The sequence below is a fragment of the Dongia sp. agr-C8 genome, from assembly GCF_054658695.1.
Genome location: NZ_BAAGHZ010000003.1, coordinates 470,824 through 487,064 on the forward strand (window position 1 = coordinate 470,824; position 16,241 = coordinate 487,064).

The 16,241-nt window shown below is 67.2% G+C and carries 14 protein-coding genes; 11 read left to right on the forward strand and 3 right to left on the reverse strand.

The features are described 5' to 3' along the window. Nucleotide 1: 1 nt before the first annotated feature. Nucleotides 2-343 carry a TfoX/Sxy family DNA transformation protein gene (locus ACYQ4T_RS16410; protein ID WP_459856241.1) on the reverse strand — a complete coding sequence of 114 codons (342 nt, stop codon included), beginning with the start codon at nucleotides 341-343 and terminating at the stop codon, nucleotides 2-4. Between the two features lie 171 nt (nucleotides 344-514). Here ACYQ4T_RS16410 and ACYQ4T_RS16415 point away from each other — a divergent pair, with 171 nt between their 5' ends. Together ACYQ4T_RS16415 and ACYQ4T_RS16420 are read left to right on the forward strand one after the other, a co-directional pair. Then, nucleotides 515-1,132 carry a LysE family translocator gene (locus ACYQ4T_RS16415; RefSeq protein ID WP_459856244.1) on the forward strand — a complete coding sequence of 206 codons (618 nt, stop codon included), beginning with the start codon at nucleotides 515-517 and terminating at the stop codon, nucleotides 1,130-1,132. Nucleotides 1,133-1,140: 8 nt separating this feature from the next. Beyond that, on the forward strand, nucleotides 1,141-2,151 hold the full coding sequence (locus tag ACYQ4T_RS16420; protein ID WP_459856247.1) for a lysylphosphatidylglycerol synthase transmembrane domain-containing protein: 1,011 nt from the start codon (nucleotides 1,141-1,143) through the stop codon (nucleotides 2,149-2,151). Here ACYQ4T_RS16420 and mgtA read toward each other — a convergent pair. Next, nucleotides 2,130-4,718 (reverse strand): magnesium-translocating P-type ATPase, encoded by a 2,589-nt coding sequence (gene mgtA, locus ACYQ4T_RS16425; protein WP_459856249.1) that lies wholly within the window; start codon nucleotides 4,716-4,718, stop codon nucleotides 2,130-2,132. The two genes, ACYQ4T_RS16420 and mgtA, sit on opposite strands and share 22 nt — an antisense overlap. A 91-nt stretch (nucleotides 4,719-4,809) precedes the next feature. Here mgtA and ACYQ4T_RS16430 point away from each other — a divergent pair, with 91 nt between their 5' ends. The 8 genes from ACYQ4T_RS16430 to ACYQ4T_RS16465 all read left to right on the forward strand — a co-directional run bounded on the left by ACYQ4T_RS16430 (nucleotide 4,810) and on the right by ACYQ4T_RS16465 (nucleotide 11,975). Continuing rightward, a complete protein-coding gene (locus ACYQ4T_RS16430) occupies nucleotides 4,810-5,058 on the forward strand; it encodes a DUF6489 family protein (protein ID WP_459856252.1) in 249 nt (82 codons plus the stop codon). A 34-nt stretch (nucleotides 5,059-5,092) separates the two neighbouring features. Further along, on the forward strand, nucleotides 5,093-5,458 hold the full coding sequence (locus ACYQ4T_RS16435) for a (2Fe-2S) ferredoxin domain-containing protein (protein WP_459856255.1): 366 nt from the start codon (nucleotides 5,093-5,095) through the stop codon (nucleotides 5,456-5,458). After that, the gene (gene mnmE / locus ACYQ4T_RS16440; RefSeq protein ID WP_459856258.1) at nucleotides 5,455-6,777 is read left to right on the forward strand and encodes a tRNA uridine-5-carboxymethylaminomethyl(34) synthesis GTPase MnmE; all 1,323 of its coding nucleotides are present in this window, start codon (nucleotides 5,455-5,457) and stop codon (nucleotides 6,775-6,777) included. Before ACYQ4T_RS16435 ends, mnmE begins: the two co-directional genes overlap by 4 nt. A 20-nt stretch (nucleotides 6,778-6,797) precedes the next feature. After that, entirely contained in the window at nucleotides 6,798-8,663 is a 1,866-nt protein-coding gene (gene mnmG / locus ACYQ4T_RS16445; RefSeq protein WP_459856261.1) for a tRNA uridine-5-carboxymethylaminomethyl(34) synthesis enzyme MnmG, read from the forward strand. A gap of 135 nt (nucleotides 8,664-8,798) precedes the next feature. Then, entirely contained in the window at nucleotides 8,799-9,446 is a 648-nt protein-coding gene (rsmG, locus tag ACYQ4T_RS16450) for a 16S rRNA (guanine(527)-N(7))-methyltransferase RsmG (RefSeq protein WP_459856264.1), read from the forward strand. Nucleotides 9,447-9,526: 80 nt separating this feature from the next. Further along, nucleotides 9,527-10,324: a ParA family protein gene (locus ACYQ4T_RS16455; RefSeq protein ID WP_459858033.1), complete on the forward strand. Its 798-nt coding sequence runs from the start codon at nucleotides 9,527-9,529 to the stop codon at nucleotides 10,322-10,324. 15 nt (nucleotides 10,325-10,339) lie between these two features. Further along, complete coding sequence (locus ACYQ4T_RS16460) at nucleotides 10,340-11,197, forward strand: ParB/RepB/Spo0J family partition protein (RefSeq protein ID WP_459856267.1); 858 nt, start codon at nucleotides 10,340-10,342, stop codon at nucleotides 11,195-11,197. A gap of 181 nt (nucleotides 11,198-11,378) precedes the next feature. Next, nucleotides 11,379-11,975 (forward strand): PAS domain-containing protein, encoded by a 597-nt coding sequence (locus ACYQ4T_RS16465; protein WP_459856269.1) that lies wholly within the window; start codon nucleotides 11,379-11,381, stop codon nucleotides 11,973-11,975. Here ACYQ4T_RS16465 and ACYQ4T_RS16470 read toward each other — a convergent pair. Then, nucleotides 11,877-12,515 carry a VPLPA-CTERM sorting domain-containing protein gene (locus ACYQ4T_RS16470; protein WP_459856272.1) on the reverse strand — a complete coding sequence of 213 codons (639 nt, stop codon included), beginning with the start codon at nucleotides 12,513-12,515 and terminating at the stop codon, nucleotides 11,877-11,879. The genes ACYQ4T_RS16465 and ACYQ4T_RS16470 overlap by 99 nt on opposite strands. A gap of 342 nt (nucleotides 12,516-12,857) precedes the next feature. Between ACYQ4T_RS16470 and ACYQ4T_RS16475 the strand changes: the two genes are divergently transcribed. Continuing rightward, nucleotides 12,858-16,193 carry a bifunctional diguanylate cyclase/phosphodiesterase gene (locus ACYQ4T_RS16475; protein WP_459856275.1) on the forward strand — a complete coding sequence of 1,112 codons (3,336 nt, stop codon included), beginning with the start codon at nucleotides 12,858-12,860 and terminating at the stop codon, nucleotides 16,191-16,193. The last annotated feature ends 48 nt before the right edge of the window (nucleotides 16,194-16,241 follow it).

Below are 16,241 nucleotides of genomic sequence, written 5' to 3' on the forward strand. Positions count from 1 at the left end.
TTCATTTTTGCGCTTCGCGCTGCAGTTCGGCTTTCCGTGCCGGCGTGATCGCGCGCCAGTGCTGTCCGGTCAGCACGGCCTCCAAGCCATAAAGCGCATTCAAGGTGACGTCCTTGCCGAAGCGGAACTTCAGCCGCTGATAGGCCTTGGCGGCCCCAGCTTGCGCAAGGCGGCGAGGTCGGCGACGCCAACGGCAATCAGCCTTTGCTCGGTGACCGGGCCGATGCCGGGAAACAGGGGCGAGGTTTTGCTGCGGGCCATGCTGCGCAGCATAGCGCATGGTCGATTGCTTTTCCGCAGCCGCGGGCGTAGAAACCCGGCCCATGACCAGCGCGCTTCTCACCCGGCTCCAACGGCAACGTCGCCATCACGCGGCGGCGTTTGTGCTGGCTGGAATTTGAGGATCGCCCCGACCGGTTGATCCCGACCTGGTCGACACCAAGCCCCGCCCATCCGGCGGGGTTTTTCATTTCGGGCTCCCGCCGCATTTCCCTCTGACGCAAAGGAGAGTCCCTTGATCGATCTCAGTCTCTATTTGGCTTTCATCGCCGCGGTCACCGTCCTGATGGTCATACCCGGCCCCAATGTCGCACTGATCGTCGCCAACAGCGTGGCGCATGGAGCGCGTTACGGCCTGCTGACGGTCGCCGGGACCAGCTCGGCCATGCTGCTGCAGCTTGCCCTGGTCGCCGTCGGCATGACGCCGCTCCTCGGCGCACTTGGCGCCTGGTTCGAGCTGCTGCGCTGGGTCGGCGTCGCCTACCTGGTCTATCTCGGAATCAGGGAATGGCGGGCGCCGGCGGTGGATCTCACCAAGACCAGGCCGGAGCTGAAGTCGCGGCGCGCGATGTTCACGCGGGCGTTCCTGGTGTCGATGACCAACCCGAAGACGCTGCTCTTCTATGGCGCTTTCTTCCCGCAGTTCGTCTCGGTCGAGCGCGCTTTCCTGCCGCAGGTCATGCTGCTCTCGGCGACCTTCGTGGCGATCGCCGTGTTGGTGGACGGCAGCTGGGCCCTGGCGGCGGCGCGGGCCCGGCATCTGCTGGCTGCCCGCGGCCGCTTGCGCAATCGGATCGCCGGAGGGATGTTGATCGGCGCCGGTGCGGTTCTCGCGGCGGCGCGGCATCGCTAGGGGTCGAGATGACGGGGGTTTCGAAGCAGCCGGTCGAGGATCCCCCGGGCTGGCGCAGGGGCCTGGCCTGGCTCACCGGCCTGTTGATCCTGGCCGCCGTCATCCTGGTCGCGCTGCATTTCACCGAGCTCGAGCATTTCGCCGAACTGGCGCGACAGGCGGAGCCGCTTTGGCTGTTGGTGGCGGCCGGCCTGCAGGCGGCGACCTATTTCGCCGCCGCGGGTGTGTGGTGGGTGACCCTGCGCCGCGCCGGGCAGCCCCGGCCCTATCTCGCACTGGTGCCGATGGGCCTGGCCAAGCTCTTTACCGACCAGGCGCTGCCGACGGGTGGGATCGGCGGCACCCTGCTGGTGCTGGCGGGATTGCATCGCCGCGGCGTGCCCAAGGGGATCGCCATGGCGACCCTGCTGGTCGGGATGATCTCCTATTATGCCGCCTATTTCATTGCGGTCGCGGTCGCGAGCGGAATCCTCTACGCCGAGCGGGTGCTTGACCGTTGGATGATCGCCGGCGCCGGCGCCTTCGTGCTGGTGGCATTGGCGGTGCCGATGGCGGTGCTGCTGGTGCGGCGCTGGGTCAGGGTCTGGCCCTTTACCCTGGTGACGCGAATCCTGCCGGCCCTCTCCACCCTGGTCGACGCCATGGCCGAGGCGCCGGCCCGGGTGCTGAAGGACCCGGTCTCCTTCATCGCCTCGCTGTTGCTGCAGCTCGTTGTCTTTCTGCTCGACGCCATGACGCTCTGGGCGATGCTTCACGCGGTCGGCAGCGACGGTGATCCGGCCGAGGCCTTCGCCGGCTTCATCATGGCTTCGGTCGCGGCGACCGTCGGGCCGATGCCGCTCGGTCTCGGCACGTTCGAGGCGGTGTCGACCGCCGCCCTCAATCTCCAGGGCCAGTCGGTGGCGGCGGCGCTGACCGCGACCTTGCTGCTGCGCGGTTTCACCTTCTGGCTGCCAATGATTCCCGGCCTGGTGCTGGCGCGCCGCGAGCTCGGCCGTCACGCCCGGAAGCGGCGATAGAACCAGCGCTTGGCGATTTCGACCAGGATCAGATAGGCGGCGACCGCCGCCGCGAGAAAGGCGAAGAACAAGGCCGGCAGCGGCACCAGCCCGAACCAGGCGCCGACCGGCGTATAGGGCAGGACCAGCGCCAGGGCGCTCAGGCCGAGCGCGGTCGCCGTCACCGCCGCATGCGGCCGGCTCTTGAGCAGCGGGCGCCGGGTGCGGATTGCAAACACGACCAGGATCTGGGTGGCGAGCGATTCCACGAACCAGCCGGTCTGGAACAGCGCTTCGCCGGCCGCGAACAGCACGAACAGCGTATAGAAGGTGAGAAGGTCGAAGACCGAGCTCAGCGGCCCGAACACCAGCATGAAGCGCGCGACCAGGTGGTTGTCCCAGCGCGCCGGCCGTTCGGTCGCTTCCGGATCGACTTCGTCGAACGGCAGGGCGGTCTGCGAGAGGTCGTAGATCAGGTTGTTGAGCAGCACCTGGACCGGGAGCATCGGCAGGAACGGCAGCAGCACCGCGGCCAGCGCCATGCTGAGCATGTTGCCGAAATTGGAGCTGCTGCCCATCAACACGTATTTCGCGACGTTGCGGACGGTGCGGCGGCCGTAGAGCACGCCTTCGCGCAGCACCGAGAGATCGTGCTCCAGCAGGATGAGATCGGCCGCGGCGCGCGCGACATCGGCCGCGCCGTCGACCGAGATTCCCACGTCGGCGGCATGCAAAGCCGGCGCGTCGTTGATGCCGTCGCCCAAGTATCCGACCACATGGCCGAGACGCTTCAGCGCCAACAGGCAGCGCAGCTTTTGCTGCGGGTTCAGCCGGCAGAGCAGATTGACTTGCGGCAACCGGGCCAGCAGCGCTTCCTGGGAGAGATGGTTGAGCGCGTCGCCGTCGATGCAGCCGGTGACGGGAAGATCGAGTTCGGCAAAGACATGGCGCGCCACCTGCTCGTTGTCGCCGGTCAGCACCTTGACCGCGACCCCGCCCGCCGACAGCGCGCGGATGGTCTCGCCGGCGCTGCTTTTCGGCGGATCGAGGAAGACGGCGAAGCCGTCGAAGACGAGCTCGCTCTCGTCGGCGGTGGAGGCCGAGAGATGGTCCGGCGGCACGATGCGGCTGGCGATGCCGAGCGCGCGCTGGCCGTCGCGGCTCAGCGCGGTGAAGGTCGCGGCGATCCTCGCGCGGGTGGCCGCGTCGAGATCGAGGGTCGTTCCGTCTGCCGCGACGGCGCGGTTCGACAGCTTCAGGATCTCCTCCGGCGCGCCCTTGACGATGAGACGGCGCTCGCCGTCATGCTCGGCCAGGATGGAGACGCGGCGGCGCTCGAAGTCGAAGGGCGCTTCGTCGAGCTTGCGCCATTCCGCGGCGCTGGCCGGCGGCTTGGCCGCAAGGATCGCGGCGTCGAGCGGGCTCTTGAAGCCGCTCTCGCAACGGCTGTTGACCGCGGCGAGCAGGAAGGCCCTGGCGCTTTCGGTGCCGAAGCCGTCGATGCAGCGGACGAGATCGATGCGGGCCTCGGTCAGCGTCCCGGTCTTGTCGGTGCACAACACGTCGATCGCGCCGAGGTCGTGGATTGCGGCCAGCCGTTTCACGATGACCTTGCGCTTGGCGAGTTCCAGCGCCGCCCGGGCCAGCGTGACGGTGGTGACCATCGGCAGCAGCTCGGGCGTCAGCCCGACCGCGAGCGCCAGGGCGAACAGCAGGGAATCCAGCACCGGCCGGTCGAAGGCGATGTTGACCACCAGCACGAACAGCACCATCGCGACCGCGATCCGCAACACCAGCATGCCGAAATGCCGGACGCCGAGCTCGAAGTCGGTGGCGGGCGGCTTCTGCGCCAGGTTGCTGGCGAGCGCGCCGAGGGCGGTGGCGCCCCCGGTATGCACCACCAGCGCGGTCGCGGTGCCGCTGATCACCGAGGTGCCGGCGAACAGCGCATTGGCCGCGTCGGTGAAGGCCGCCGTCGCGGTGCCGCCTGCGCCCCCGGTCGCCTGTTTCTCGACCGGATAGGGCTCGCCGGTCAGCAGCGCCTGGTTGACGAAGAGATCCTTGGCTTCGAGGAGCCGGCAATCCGCCGGAACGAGATCGCCGGCGGAAAGCGCGATCACGTCGCCGGGGACCAGCCGATCGACCGGCAGCGTGGTGGCCTGTCCGTCGCGCCGGACCGCGGCGGAGACCGCGACCGACCGGCGCAGGGTTTCGACGGCATTGGCGGCGCGACTCTCCTGGAAGAAGTCGAGCAGCATGCTGAACAGCACGATGACCGCGACGATGACGAAGCTGGCCACGTCGCCGGCGGCGGCGGAAAGGGCGCTGGCGACCAGCAGCATGACCACCAGCGGATTGGCGAGCCGGCCGATGAGGCGGAGCCAGAACGGCCGGCGGCGCTCCGCCGCGGCGTCGTTGGGTCCAAACTGTAGAAGGCGCCGCCGGGCTTCTTCGTTGCCGAGGCCGGCTGGGGTGGTTCCGAGTTCGGCCAGCAGTTCGGGCAGGGCGGCGCGCCAGAGCCGGTTCCGTCCGGGATCCGTCGCGGCGGCCGGAGAGTGGAGGGTAAGGTGCGGCGCGTGCAGGGGCATGGCTCCGAGTTTCGGCGGGGAGGACCGGCCGGCATTGTAAGTCGGTTGCCGCGCCCTTAGTCTTGATCGGATCGGCATCCGGGAGCGCTTTATGAAGATCCATGTGGATATCGACTGCACGCCGGAAGAGGCCCGGGCCTTCTTCGGCCTGCCCGATGTGCAGCCGGTCCAGGCCGCCGTCATGAAAGAGCTGGAGAACCGGCTGATGGCCGGGATGCAGGCCATGGATCCGGAGACCCTGATGAAGACCTGGGTTCCGGCCGGCCTTGCCAATATGGAACAGCTGCAACGCATGTTCTGGCAGCAATTCGGCGGGTCGGATAAGAAGTCCGGCCAATAGCCCATCCGAGGCATCCGCCCGAAGGATTTTACCAATGGCCGATCCCGCGCCTTATTACAGCGCCCATGTCTTTTGTTGTGTGAACGAGCGGCCCGACGGCCATCCGCGCGGCTGCTGCAAGCGCAAAGGCGCCGAGAAGCTGCGCAACTATATGAAGGCCCGGGCCAAGGAGCTCGGCCTCAAGGACGTGCGCATCAACCAGGCCGGCTGCCTCGACCGCTGCGAGCTCGGGCCGACCATGGTCATCTATCCGGAAGGCGTCTGGTACAGCTACAACTCGATCGAGGACGCTGAAGAGATCCTGCAACGCCACCTTCTCAAGGGCGAGCGGGTCGAGCGGCTGATGCTGCAGCCGGAGGACAAGCTGCCCGAGGACCGCATCGCGAAGTCGGCGCAATGAGCACGACCATCTTCGCGCTGGCGACGCCGGCGGGAAGATCGGGCGTCGCCATCATCCGCATCTCCGGCCCCAAAGCCGGCGATGTGCTGCGCGCGATCACGCGGCGCGATCTGCCACAAGCACGCGTGGCGGCGCGTCGGAAATTCCACGGCGCCGGCGACATTGTCATCGACGACGGCCTCGCGCTCTGGTTTCCCGAACCCGCCAGCTTCACCGGCGAGGACATGGTTGAGCTGCATATCCATGGCGGCCCCGCCGTCATCACCGCGATGGCGGAAAGCCTTGCGGCGCAAGGGCTCCAGCCTGCGGAGGCCGGCGCCTTCACGCGCCGCGCCTTCGACAACGGCAAGCTCGACCTGACCGAGGTCGAGGGCCTCGCCGATCTCATTGCCGCCGAGACCGAGGCGCAGCGGCGGCAAGCGCTGCGCCAGATGGAAGGCGGCTTCGGGCAGCAGATCGAGGCCTGGCGGGGCGGATTGCTCGGGGCGCTCGCGCGCATCGAGGCGGCGATCGACTTTCCGGAGGAGGATCTGCCCTCCGGTCTGGTCGAGGGTGTCGATGAGGCGATGCGCGCGATCGGCGTCGAGATTGCGCGGACATTGGACGACGACCACCGCGGCGAGCGCCTGCGCGAAGGTCTGTCGGTCGTCATTCTCGGCGCGCCCAACGCCGGCAAGTCCAGTTTGATGAATGCGCTGGCGAAGCGCGATGTCGCAATCGTCTCCGATGAAGCCGGCACGACGCGGGACGTGATCGAGCTGCATCTCGATCTTGGCGGTTATCCCGTGCTGCTGGCCGACACCGCGGGCCTGCGCGAGAGCGGCAACAGGATCGAGACCGAAGGGGTCCGCCGCGCGCTCAATCGGGCGGCGCGCGCCGACGTGAAGCTCATCGTCATCGACGGCGCCGTCTGGCCGGTTATTCCCGAGGCGACCAGGGCGCAGATTGACGCTCAGTCCATTCTGGTATTGAACAAGGCCGATTTGCTGGCGGCGCCGTTGCAGGCGCTGTCCGGGCACCTGTTGATTGCGGTCTCGGCGTTGAGCGGGAGGGGCCTGTCGGATCTGCTCGCGGTGCTGAAGGTACGGGCGGCCGGATTGCTGGCCTCCAGCGACCAGCCGGCGCTGACCCGGCTCCGGCACCGTGAGGCGCTGGCAGATTGCCGTCAGACCCTGGTCCGGGGTCTTGCCGTCGGGCCGGTCGAGTTGAAGGCAGAGGAACTCCGGCTGGCGACCCGGGCGCTCGGGCGGATCACCGGGCGGGTGGATGTCGAGGATGTCCTCGACATCATCTTCCGTGAGTTCTGCATCGGTAAGTAATTGATAAATAACGATAATAGATGTTTCACGTGAAACAATTCGATGTGGTGGTGGTCGGCGGCGGCCATGCCGGGACCGAGGCGGCCGCGGCTTCGGCGCGGATGGGCGCCAGCACCCTCCTGATCACTCATGATCCGGCCAAGATCGGCGAGATGTCCTGCAATCCCGCGATCGGCGGGCTGGCCAAGGGCCATCTGGTCCGGGAGATCGATGCCCTGGACGGAATCATGGCGCGGGCAATCGACCGGGGTGGCATCCAGTTCCGGATGCTCAATCGCTCCAAGGGCCCTGCCGTTCGCGGCCCCCGGGCCCAGGCCGACCGCAAGCTCTACCGCGAGGCCGTGCAGGCCCTGATCGCCGAGCAGGAAGGCCTGACCGTTCTGGCGGCCGCCGTCGAGGATCTGGAAGTCGAGAACGGCCGGCTCTCCGCGGTCCTGACTCAGGATGGCCGGCGTATCCCCTGTGGCGCCGTGGTCCTGACCACCGGCACCTTCCTGAACGGCCTGATCCACTGTGGCGAGGAGCGGATCCCTGCTGGGCGGGTCGGCGAAGCCCCGGCTTTGAAGCTCTCGGAGACCCTGGCCCGCTTCGGTTTTGCCCTGGGCCGTCTGAAGACCGGCACCCCGCCGCGGCTGGACGGCCGCACCATCGACTGGGCCTCCCTGGAGATGCAGCCGGGTGACAATCCGCCGGCGCCGATGTCCTTTCTCACCCGGGAGATCAACACCCCGCAGATCTCCTGCGGTATCACTTATACCGGTGCCGCCGGGCATGACCTGATCCGGTCCAATCTGCACCGATCGCCGATGTATTCCGGCCAGATCGAGAGTCGCGGTCCCCGCTATTGTCCCTCGATCGAGGACAAGGTGGTTCGTTTCGCCGAGAAGGACCGGCATCAGATCTTCCTGGAGCCGGAGGGCCTGGACGACCCGACCGTCTATCCCAATGGAATCTCGACCTCCCTGCCCCGGGATGTCCAGGAGGCGCTGCTCCGGACCATTCCGGGCCTGGAGCAGGCGGCAATGCTCCGGCCCGGTTATGCGATCGAATACGATTTCGTGGACCCCCGCGAGCTCCGGCCGACCCTGGAGACCCGGCGGGTTCCGGGCCTTTTCCTGGCCGGCCAGATCAATGGGACGACCGGGTATGAAGAAGCTGGCGCCCAGGGCCTTCTGGCCGGGGTGAATGCGGCATTGGCCGTCTCCGGTGACGATCGGGGCTTCACTTTGGACCGGGCCGAGGCCTATGCCGGGGTCATGGTGGACGATTTGGTGACCCGCGGCGCCGACGAGCCCTATCGGATGTTCACCAGCCGGGCGGAATACCGGCTTTCGCTCCGGGCGGACAACGCCGACCAGCGGTTGACCGCTCGCGGGATCGAGGTTGGCTGCATCGGACCGGAGCGGCAGCGGGCTTTCGCCGACAAGACCGCGGCTTTGGAAAGCGGGCGCGTCCTGATGACGGGCCTGAGCGCCACCCCGACCCAGCTCCAGCGGCTGGGCCTCACCATCAACCAGGACGGCGTCCGGCGGAATGCCCTGGAATTGCTGGCTTATCCGGATATCACCTGGGAGCGCCTGGCTGCGATCTGGCCCCAGCTTCAGGGGCTGGCGCCGGAGATCGCCGAGCAGATGGAGATCGACGGTCGCTATGCCGGTTATCTCAAGCGCCAGGAGGCCGATGTCGTGGCCTTCCGGCGCGATGAAGACCTCTCCCTGGCGCCGGACCTCGATTACGACCGGATCGCCGCCCTTTCCACTGAAGTGCGGCAAAAGCTGAAGACGGCGCGCCCGGCGACCCTCGGGGCTGCCGGCCGCATCCCGGGCGTGACCCCGGCGGCCCTGGTCGCCCTCCTGCGCCATGTGAAGCGGCGCACGGCGGCTTAGCGTCATGAGCCTGGTTTGCGGCACCCCCTCCCCAGCCCTCCCCCGGAGCCGGGGGAGGGAGAAGAACAAAGCCCTCCCCCGTCTTTGGGGGAGGGTTGGGTCGGGGTGCAACACCTCGATCTCGGCCAACTAACCATGGCCCCTTCCTTTGGCCCCGAGCAATTCCTGGCGGAATTGAAGAAGCTCGGTGTCATTGTTTCACGTGAAACAATGGCCGCCCTGGAGACCTATGCGGGACTGCTCCGAAAATGGCAGAAGGCCATCAACCTGGTCTCGGGCGCGACCCTGGATGACGTCTGGAACCGCCATTTCCTGGATTCCGCGCAGCTGCTGCCGCTGCTGCCCGAAGGCGACGGCCATATCACCGATCTGGGCTCCGGCGCCGGCTTCCCCGGCTTGGTCCTGGCGCTGCTCTCGGGCCGGGCGGCCAACCTCGTCGAGTCCGACCAACGCAAGGCGGCCTTCCTCGGTGAAGTGGCGCGGGCGACCGGCTGTGCCGGGCGGGTGCAGATCCATGCCGCCCGGGTCGAGGCGCTGAAACCCTGGGTTTCGCCCATCATCACCGCCCGCGCCCTGGCCGATTTGACCCAGTTGCTCGACTGGGCGTCACCTTTCCTGTCAACCGCATCGGTTTGCATTTTTCCCAAGGGTGCCAAGGCGGAAGAGGAATTGACCGCCGCCTTGAGAGTCTGGAAAATGACGGTTGAGCGCGTTCGGAGCGTCACCGATCCCACCGGGCTCATCCTCCGATTGTCGCATCTCGAGAAACGGGGCCAGACGTGAGCGACCAGCCCGGAAACAATGGAGCGACGGAGCTTAGGGCTCCCGGCGCACCCCACGGTTCGCCTCACGGTTCGCCGCGCATCATCGCCATCGCGAACCAGAAGGGCGGCGTCGGCAAGACGACGACCGCGGTCAATCTGGCCACGGCCCTGTCCGCCTGCGGTCGCCGCACCCTGATCATCGATCTCGATCCCCAGGGCAATGCCTCGACCGGCCTCGCGATCGACAGCGTGCAGCGCAGGCTGGGCGCCTACCAGGTCCTGGTCGGCGGTGCGAGCCTGGCCGCCGCGACACAACCCACAGTTGTGCCGAACATGTCGATCATCCCGACCACGCCGGACCTCGCCGGCGCCGAAATCGAGCTGATCGATCTCGACCGCCGCGAATACCGGCTGCGCGATGCGCTGGCCCGCGCCGCCAGCCACGGGCCGCTGCCCTACGATTTCATCCTGATCGATTGCCCGCCTTCGCTCTCGCTGCTGACCTTGAACGCGATGGTGGCGGCCGATTGCGTTCTCGTGCCGCTGCAATGCGAGTTCTACGCGCTGGAGGGTCTCTCGCAGCTGATGCGCACCATCGACCGGGTGAAGCGTGCGCTCAATCCAGTGCTGGAGATTCAGGGCGTCGTGCTCACCATGTACGACAAGCGCTCGAGCTTGAATGAGCAGGTCGCCTCGGACGTTCGCGCGCATTTCGGCGCCAAGGTCTACGAGACCGAGATCCCGCGTAACGTCCGGGTCGCCGAGGCGCCGAGCCACGGCAAGCCCGCTTTGCTCTATGACATCCGCTGTGCCGGATCGCAGGCCTATGTGCGGCTCGCCGGCGAGCTGCTGAAGCGCGAGCACGGTCTCTCCGGCCGTTCCCTCAGTGCCGCATAAAGCGCGCGGCTTCGTATGACCAAGAAACCGCATCTCGGTCGCGGCCTCTCGGCTTTGCTCGGCGGCGAGGAGACGCCGGCAGATCTCGGACCCCAGCGCAGCATGGCGATCGACCTGCTGCATCCCGGCCGCTATCAGCCGCGCGGCCGCTTCGCGCCGGAGGAGCTGCAGGCACTGGCGCAATCGGTCAAGGAGAACGGCATCCTGCAGCCGATCCTGGTCCGTCCGCATGAGAAGCTCACCGGTCATTTTGAGATTGTCGCCGGCGAGCGCCGCTGGCGCGCGGCCCAGCTGGCGCAGCTCCATGAAGTGCCGATTATTGTCCGCAGTCTCGATAACCGCAGCACGCTGGAGATCGCGCTGATCGAGAACGTCCAGCGCGAGGACCTGACGCCGCTCGAGGAGGCCGAAGGCTATGCGCGGCTGATGGCGGAATTCGACTATACCCAGGAGACCCTGGCCGAGCGCATCGGCAAGAGCCGCTCGGCGATCGCCAACCTGCTGCGTCTCCGCGCCCTGCCGGAAGCGGTGCGCGCCCTGATCTCCGAAGGCAAGCTCAGTGTCGGCCATGCCCGCGCGTTGATCGGCGCCGCCGATCCGATCGCGCTGGCCAAGGAGATCGTCGCCAAGGACCTCAACGTCCGCCAGGCCGAAGCACTGGCGAAGAAGCAGAAGCCGGAAGCTTCGCGGAAGAAGAGCCCGGCCGGCGGGGGATCGGAAAAGGATGCCGACACCCGCGCGCTCGAGCGCGACCTCTCGCTGAAGCTCGGGCTGAAAGTCGAAGTACAGTTCGACGGCAAAGGCGGCCGCCTGGTGCTGCACTACACCTCGCTCGACCAGCTCGACGGTGTGATCGAGAAGCTGAACGGCTGATTTCTAGTCCTCCACCATCTTCGGGGGAGGGTTGGGTGGGGGTGCCGCAGACGCGCTGCATCAGCGGCGGAAACTTGTCTCATCGGTCAAACTTTGGGAACACCGTCTCGTCGCAATCGGCGTGAAACGCTGATAGGTTAAGGCACGGTCCGACAACGATTTTCACATTACCCAGTCCAGAATGTACGCGCTCGAACGGCCGCCACATTTCAGCTCCGCCGCCCTCGACGATGTAAGATCCCCGCGCATCCGCGCGCTGTATGACTATTGGAAATCGAAGTGCAACGACGTCGTGCCGCCACCGCGCAGCGCGATCGAGCCGGCGGAGATCCGCCCACTCCTGCCCTATCTGCTGCTGACCGAGCTTTCCGCGGAGCCGTTTGGCATCGCCTACCGGCTGGTCGGCACGGCGGTGGTACGCTGGCATGGCGAGGATTTCACCGGCCGCGAACACGGGTCGGTCGCATCGCTTTCCGAGTCCGGGATCGAAGGCTCCTATCGGCAGGCGGTTGCCACCAAGGCACCGGTGTTCGGCCGCACTGCGCTCTATGCCGGGGACCGGTCCTGGATTGCCTTCGACTATGCGGTCTTCCCGCTGAGCGACAACGGCAAGACCGTCAACAAATGCCTCGCGATCGAGTGCATCGGCCCCGCCGAGGCAGTCGATGCGGATGCGCCGTCAGTCGGCGGCGACGGTTCGAAGCGCCCGCTTGCGGCGCCAGCCGAGAACGCCGAAACCCGCAAGCCCGGTCAGCATGAGCGGCAGGGCCGCCGGTAGCGGCACCGTGCCCACCTGGTACTCGACGAAATAGCCGATGCTGCTGCTGCCGCCACTGCTGCTGCCGCCACTGGCGCCGCCCGCCGCATCGCCCCATTGCCCGGTCAGAATGCCGGCGATCGCCGGCCCGATGTTCATATAGACATTGCTCGGCCCGTCATCGGGCTCTGCGCCGCCGAAATTGCTGAAGGTGAAGAGCTGCCCGGCTTCGGGGCCGACCGCCCAGCGCGCCGTTCCGCCGGCATCGACCGCCCCGCCCAACCATACCGCCTGCGGAAAGCTAATGCTCGGCGCGATCCCCAGCAGGAAATCATTCTCGGCAGAGGATGTGACGGTCGCGAGATGACCGTTGACCCCCATGAAGATCGAAGCGCCGGCCGCGGCGCTGGCGTCGCTCCAGGAGATGGCCTCGTCGGTGATGTATTCGTAGTAGCTGTTGCCGAACTGGACCGGCGCGGCATCCGCACCACCCAATGGAAGGATCGCGGCGGCCGCCAACAGGCCAGCCGCCAGCATCGCGCGTGACGCCGTGCACCGCATGTCTTTCTCCTGATGGGGCGCACTGGAGGCCCCAGCGCGCTTGCATCGGCCCAACCCAACGAACGCAGCCGGGTTGCACGTCGGCACCAGGAATACGCGGGCCCGGCCGCCATATCGGATAATCCCCGACTTCGTCCGTCACGCGGCGAACCAGCAACAGAGGAAATGGCACCGAGCCGGATGGCGCTGTCCCCCACCCGGACGATCCTGCCCAGCATGGAGAATCCCGCGACTGTGCCGGCCTGCACCGGTAACCGGTGGTTAACCTAAGATTGTTAACCTAGGCGCCTGGGATTGCGGTCGGTGCCCCCGTGGTGCGCCATCGCCCGCCAGGAATCGGGAATGCGCCTCAGCAATCGGAACAGCTTCATTCTCGGGGTCACCGCTGGCTACGCCATTCTGGCGAGCCTCTGGATTCTGCTCTCTGACCATCTCTTGGCGCTGCTGGTCGGCGATGCCAACGCGGCATCGCCGCTGGCGAGCCTGAAGGGCCTTGGTTTCGTGGCCGCTACGGCCGTCGGCCTGGCGCTCCTGCTTCGCCATGTCACGCGCGGTGCTACGCCGGCGGAACAGCTGACCGCGGTGCCGACCAAGCTGCGGCGAGAGTCGCTCGCCATTGCGCTGGCCGCCATCGCCCTGACGCTCGCCGTGATCGGCACCCTGGCCTACCGCAGCGGCGCGGAGTCGATGAAGCATGACCAGCGCGACGCCCTTCGCACCGTGTCCGAGCTCAAGGTGAGCGCCATCAAGCGTTGGCTCCTGGAGCGGCGCACCAATGTCCTTGCCTTCGCCCACGACACCGCGGCGGGCACCGTCCTGAACAGCTGGCTCGTCGCCGGAGCCCCGGCGGACAGCGATATCCTGGTTGGTGCGCTCGCGAGCCTGCGTCACACCTACGGCTTCACGTCAGCGCAGATTCTCCGCGCCGACGGCACGGTGCTTCTGGGCGACGGCGAGCCCAGCCTGGAGGGCGACCGGCTGCGACAGGCCATCGACGCCGCGTTTGCCAGCGGCAGCGTGGCCACGGTGGATCTCTATCGTCCCGATCGCGCCGCCGGCATTCGCCTCGGCTTCGTGGCGCAGATCACGACGCCGCGCCGTGCCGCCGCTCTCGGTCCGATCCTGGTGGCGGTGGAACTGAGACCGGACGAATCCCTGTTCCCGCTCCTGGAATCCTGGCCCACGGCCCAGTCCGGCGGCGAAGTGCTCCTGGTGCGCCGCGAAGGCAGCGACCTCGTCTATCTCAACGATCTGGAGGGTCGGCCGGACAGTGCCTTGCGGATGCGGATGCCGCTCGATGATCCAGCTTTGCCGACCGCGAAGCTCCTGCTGGCCGAGGCCGACGTGGTCGAAGGCACCGACTATCGCGGCGTCGCGGTGCTGGCTTCGGTACTGCCGGTGCCGGGCACGACATGGTTCGTCCTCACCAAGGTGGATGCGGCCCATGCGCTGCAATCGGTCAATCGTCTCGCTGCCTTCACCGCCGGCATGACCATCGCGGCGGTCCTGTTCGCGGCGGCGATCAGCGGTCTGGTCTGGCAGCGGCAAAGGCTCCAGGCGGCGATGATCGAGGTGCAGCAGCGCCAGGAGACCGCGGCGGCGCAGCTTCGCTTCGAGGCGACGTTCGATCAGTCCGAAATCGCGCTGGCGCATTTCGGACTGGACGGCCGCCTGCAACGGTTCAACGAGCGCTTTTGCATCTGCCTCGGTCTCGACCGTTCCGCCCTCGCGAATGCGAGCCTGACCGGAATCACCGAACCGCGATACCACGAGGATAACGCCGCGGCGCTGGCCCGCCTGATGAGCGGTGAGATTCAAAGCCATCATGTCGAACGTCGGATCCAGCGCGCCGACGGCACCGCGTTATGGGTCGACTTCACGCTGTCGCTGGTCCGGGCCCGGGGCGGCGCGCCGCAATTCATCGTTCTGGCGATGCGCGACATCAGCGAGCGGCGCCGCGCCGAAGAGAGCCGGCGACAGGCCGCCGCGGTCTTCAGCAGCACGCAGGAAGGCGTCGTGGTGACCGACGCCGCCGGCACCATCCTGAACGTCAATCCCGCGGTCTGCGAAATAACCGGCTATGAAGAGGCCGAGCTGTGCGGCAGCAACATGCGGATATTGCAATCGGGACGCCACGACGCCGCGTTTTACAAGGAGCTTTGGCAAGCGGTCGCCACTGCCGGCTTCTGGCAGGGCGAGATCTGGAACCGGCGCAAGGGGGGCGAAATCTATCCGGAGCTCCTCACCATCAGCACGGTGCGGAACGAGGCCGGCGAGGTCGTCAATTACGTTGGAACCTTCTCCGACATCACCAACATCAAGCGCTCGCAGGAGGAGCTGCACAAGCTTGCCCATCACGATCCGCTGACCGGACTGCCGAACCGCCTGCTGCTGCACTCGCGCCTTGAGCATGCGCTCGAACGCTCGCGGCGGCATGGCGAGATCGGCGCGGTGCTGTTTCTGGACCTCGACCGGTTCAAGAACGTGAACGACAGCCTGGGTCATCCCGCCGGCGACGAGCTGCTGATTCATGTGGCACAGCGCCTGCGGGCACGATTGCGCGACTCGGACACGCTGGCGCGGCTTGGCGGCGACGAGTTCGTGGTGGTGCTGGAAGGCGTCGGCACCCCGGAGCGCGCCGCTGCGGTCGCGCAAACCCTGATCGAGCGGCTGGCGGAATCCTTCGAGCTCGATGGCGGTCACGTCGTCTATATCGGCACCAGCATCGGCATCAGCCTGTTCCCGGCCGACGCCACCGTCGCCAGCAAGCTCATCCAGGAGGCCGACACCGCGCTCTACGAGGCGAAGGAGCACGGCAAGGGGACCTATCGCTTCTACCGTTCCGCGCTCACGGAAGCGGCCAATGCCCGCCTGGCCTTGGAGGCGAAGCTGCGCCGCGGCCTCGAGCGCGAAGAGATGGTTGTGTACTACCAGCCGCTGGTCGCAATCGAGGGCCGCCGGCTGATCGGCGCCGAGGCGCTGCTGCGCTGGCAGGATCCCGATGCCGGCCTCGTGCCGCCCGATCGCTTCATCCCGCTCGCCGAGGAGACCGGGCTGATCGTGCCGCTGGGCGACTGGGTCTTGCGCGCCGCCTGCCGACAGCTCAAGGCCTGGCGCGACGCCGGGGTTGCGATCGAGGTCATCGCCGTCAATCTCTCGCCGCGCCAATTCCTGCTGCCCGATATCGCCGAGCGGGTCGGCGCCGTGCTTCTGGAGACCGGGCTGCCGCCCCACTGCCTGGAAGTCGAAATCACCGAAGGCGCGTTGATGGAGCGGCCCGAATCGACGCTGGAGAAGCTGTCGGCACTGAAGGCCCTCGGTATCCGGCTGGCGATCGACGACTTCGGCACCGGCTATTCCTCGCTCGCCTACCTGAAGCAATTCCCGATCGACAAGCTGAAGGTCGACAAGAGCTTCGTCACCGACATTCCGAACAACCCCGCGGACATCGCGATCACCACCGCGATCATCGGCCTCGCCAAGCATCTCGACCTCGAGGTCCTTGCGGAAGGTGTCGAGACGCCGGAGCAGTTCGCCTTCCTTGACCAGAAGGGTTGTGACACGGTGCAGGGCTTTCTGTTCTCTCGCCCGTTGCCGGCGCAAGACCTGTTCCAGACCCTCGGCCGGGACGGCGCCGTCCACTTCAACTTCCCGGCGCCCCGGGCCGGCGCCGCCTGACGGCTTCAGGCTGGCCGGCCGTTCCCGACCTGGGTTGCATCGCGCAGC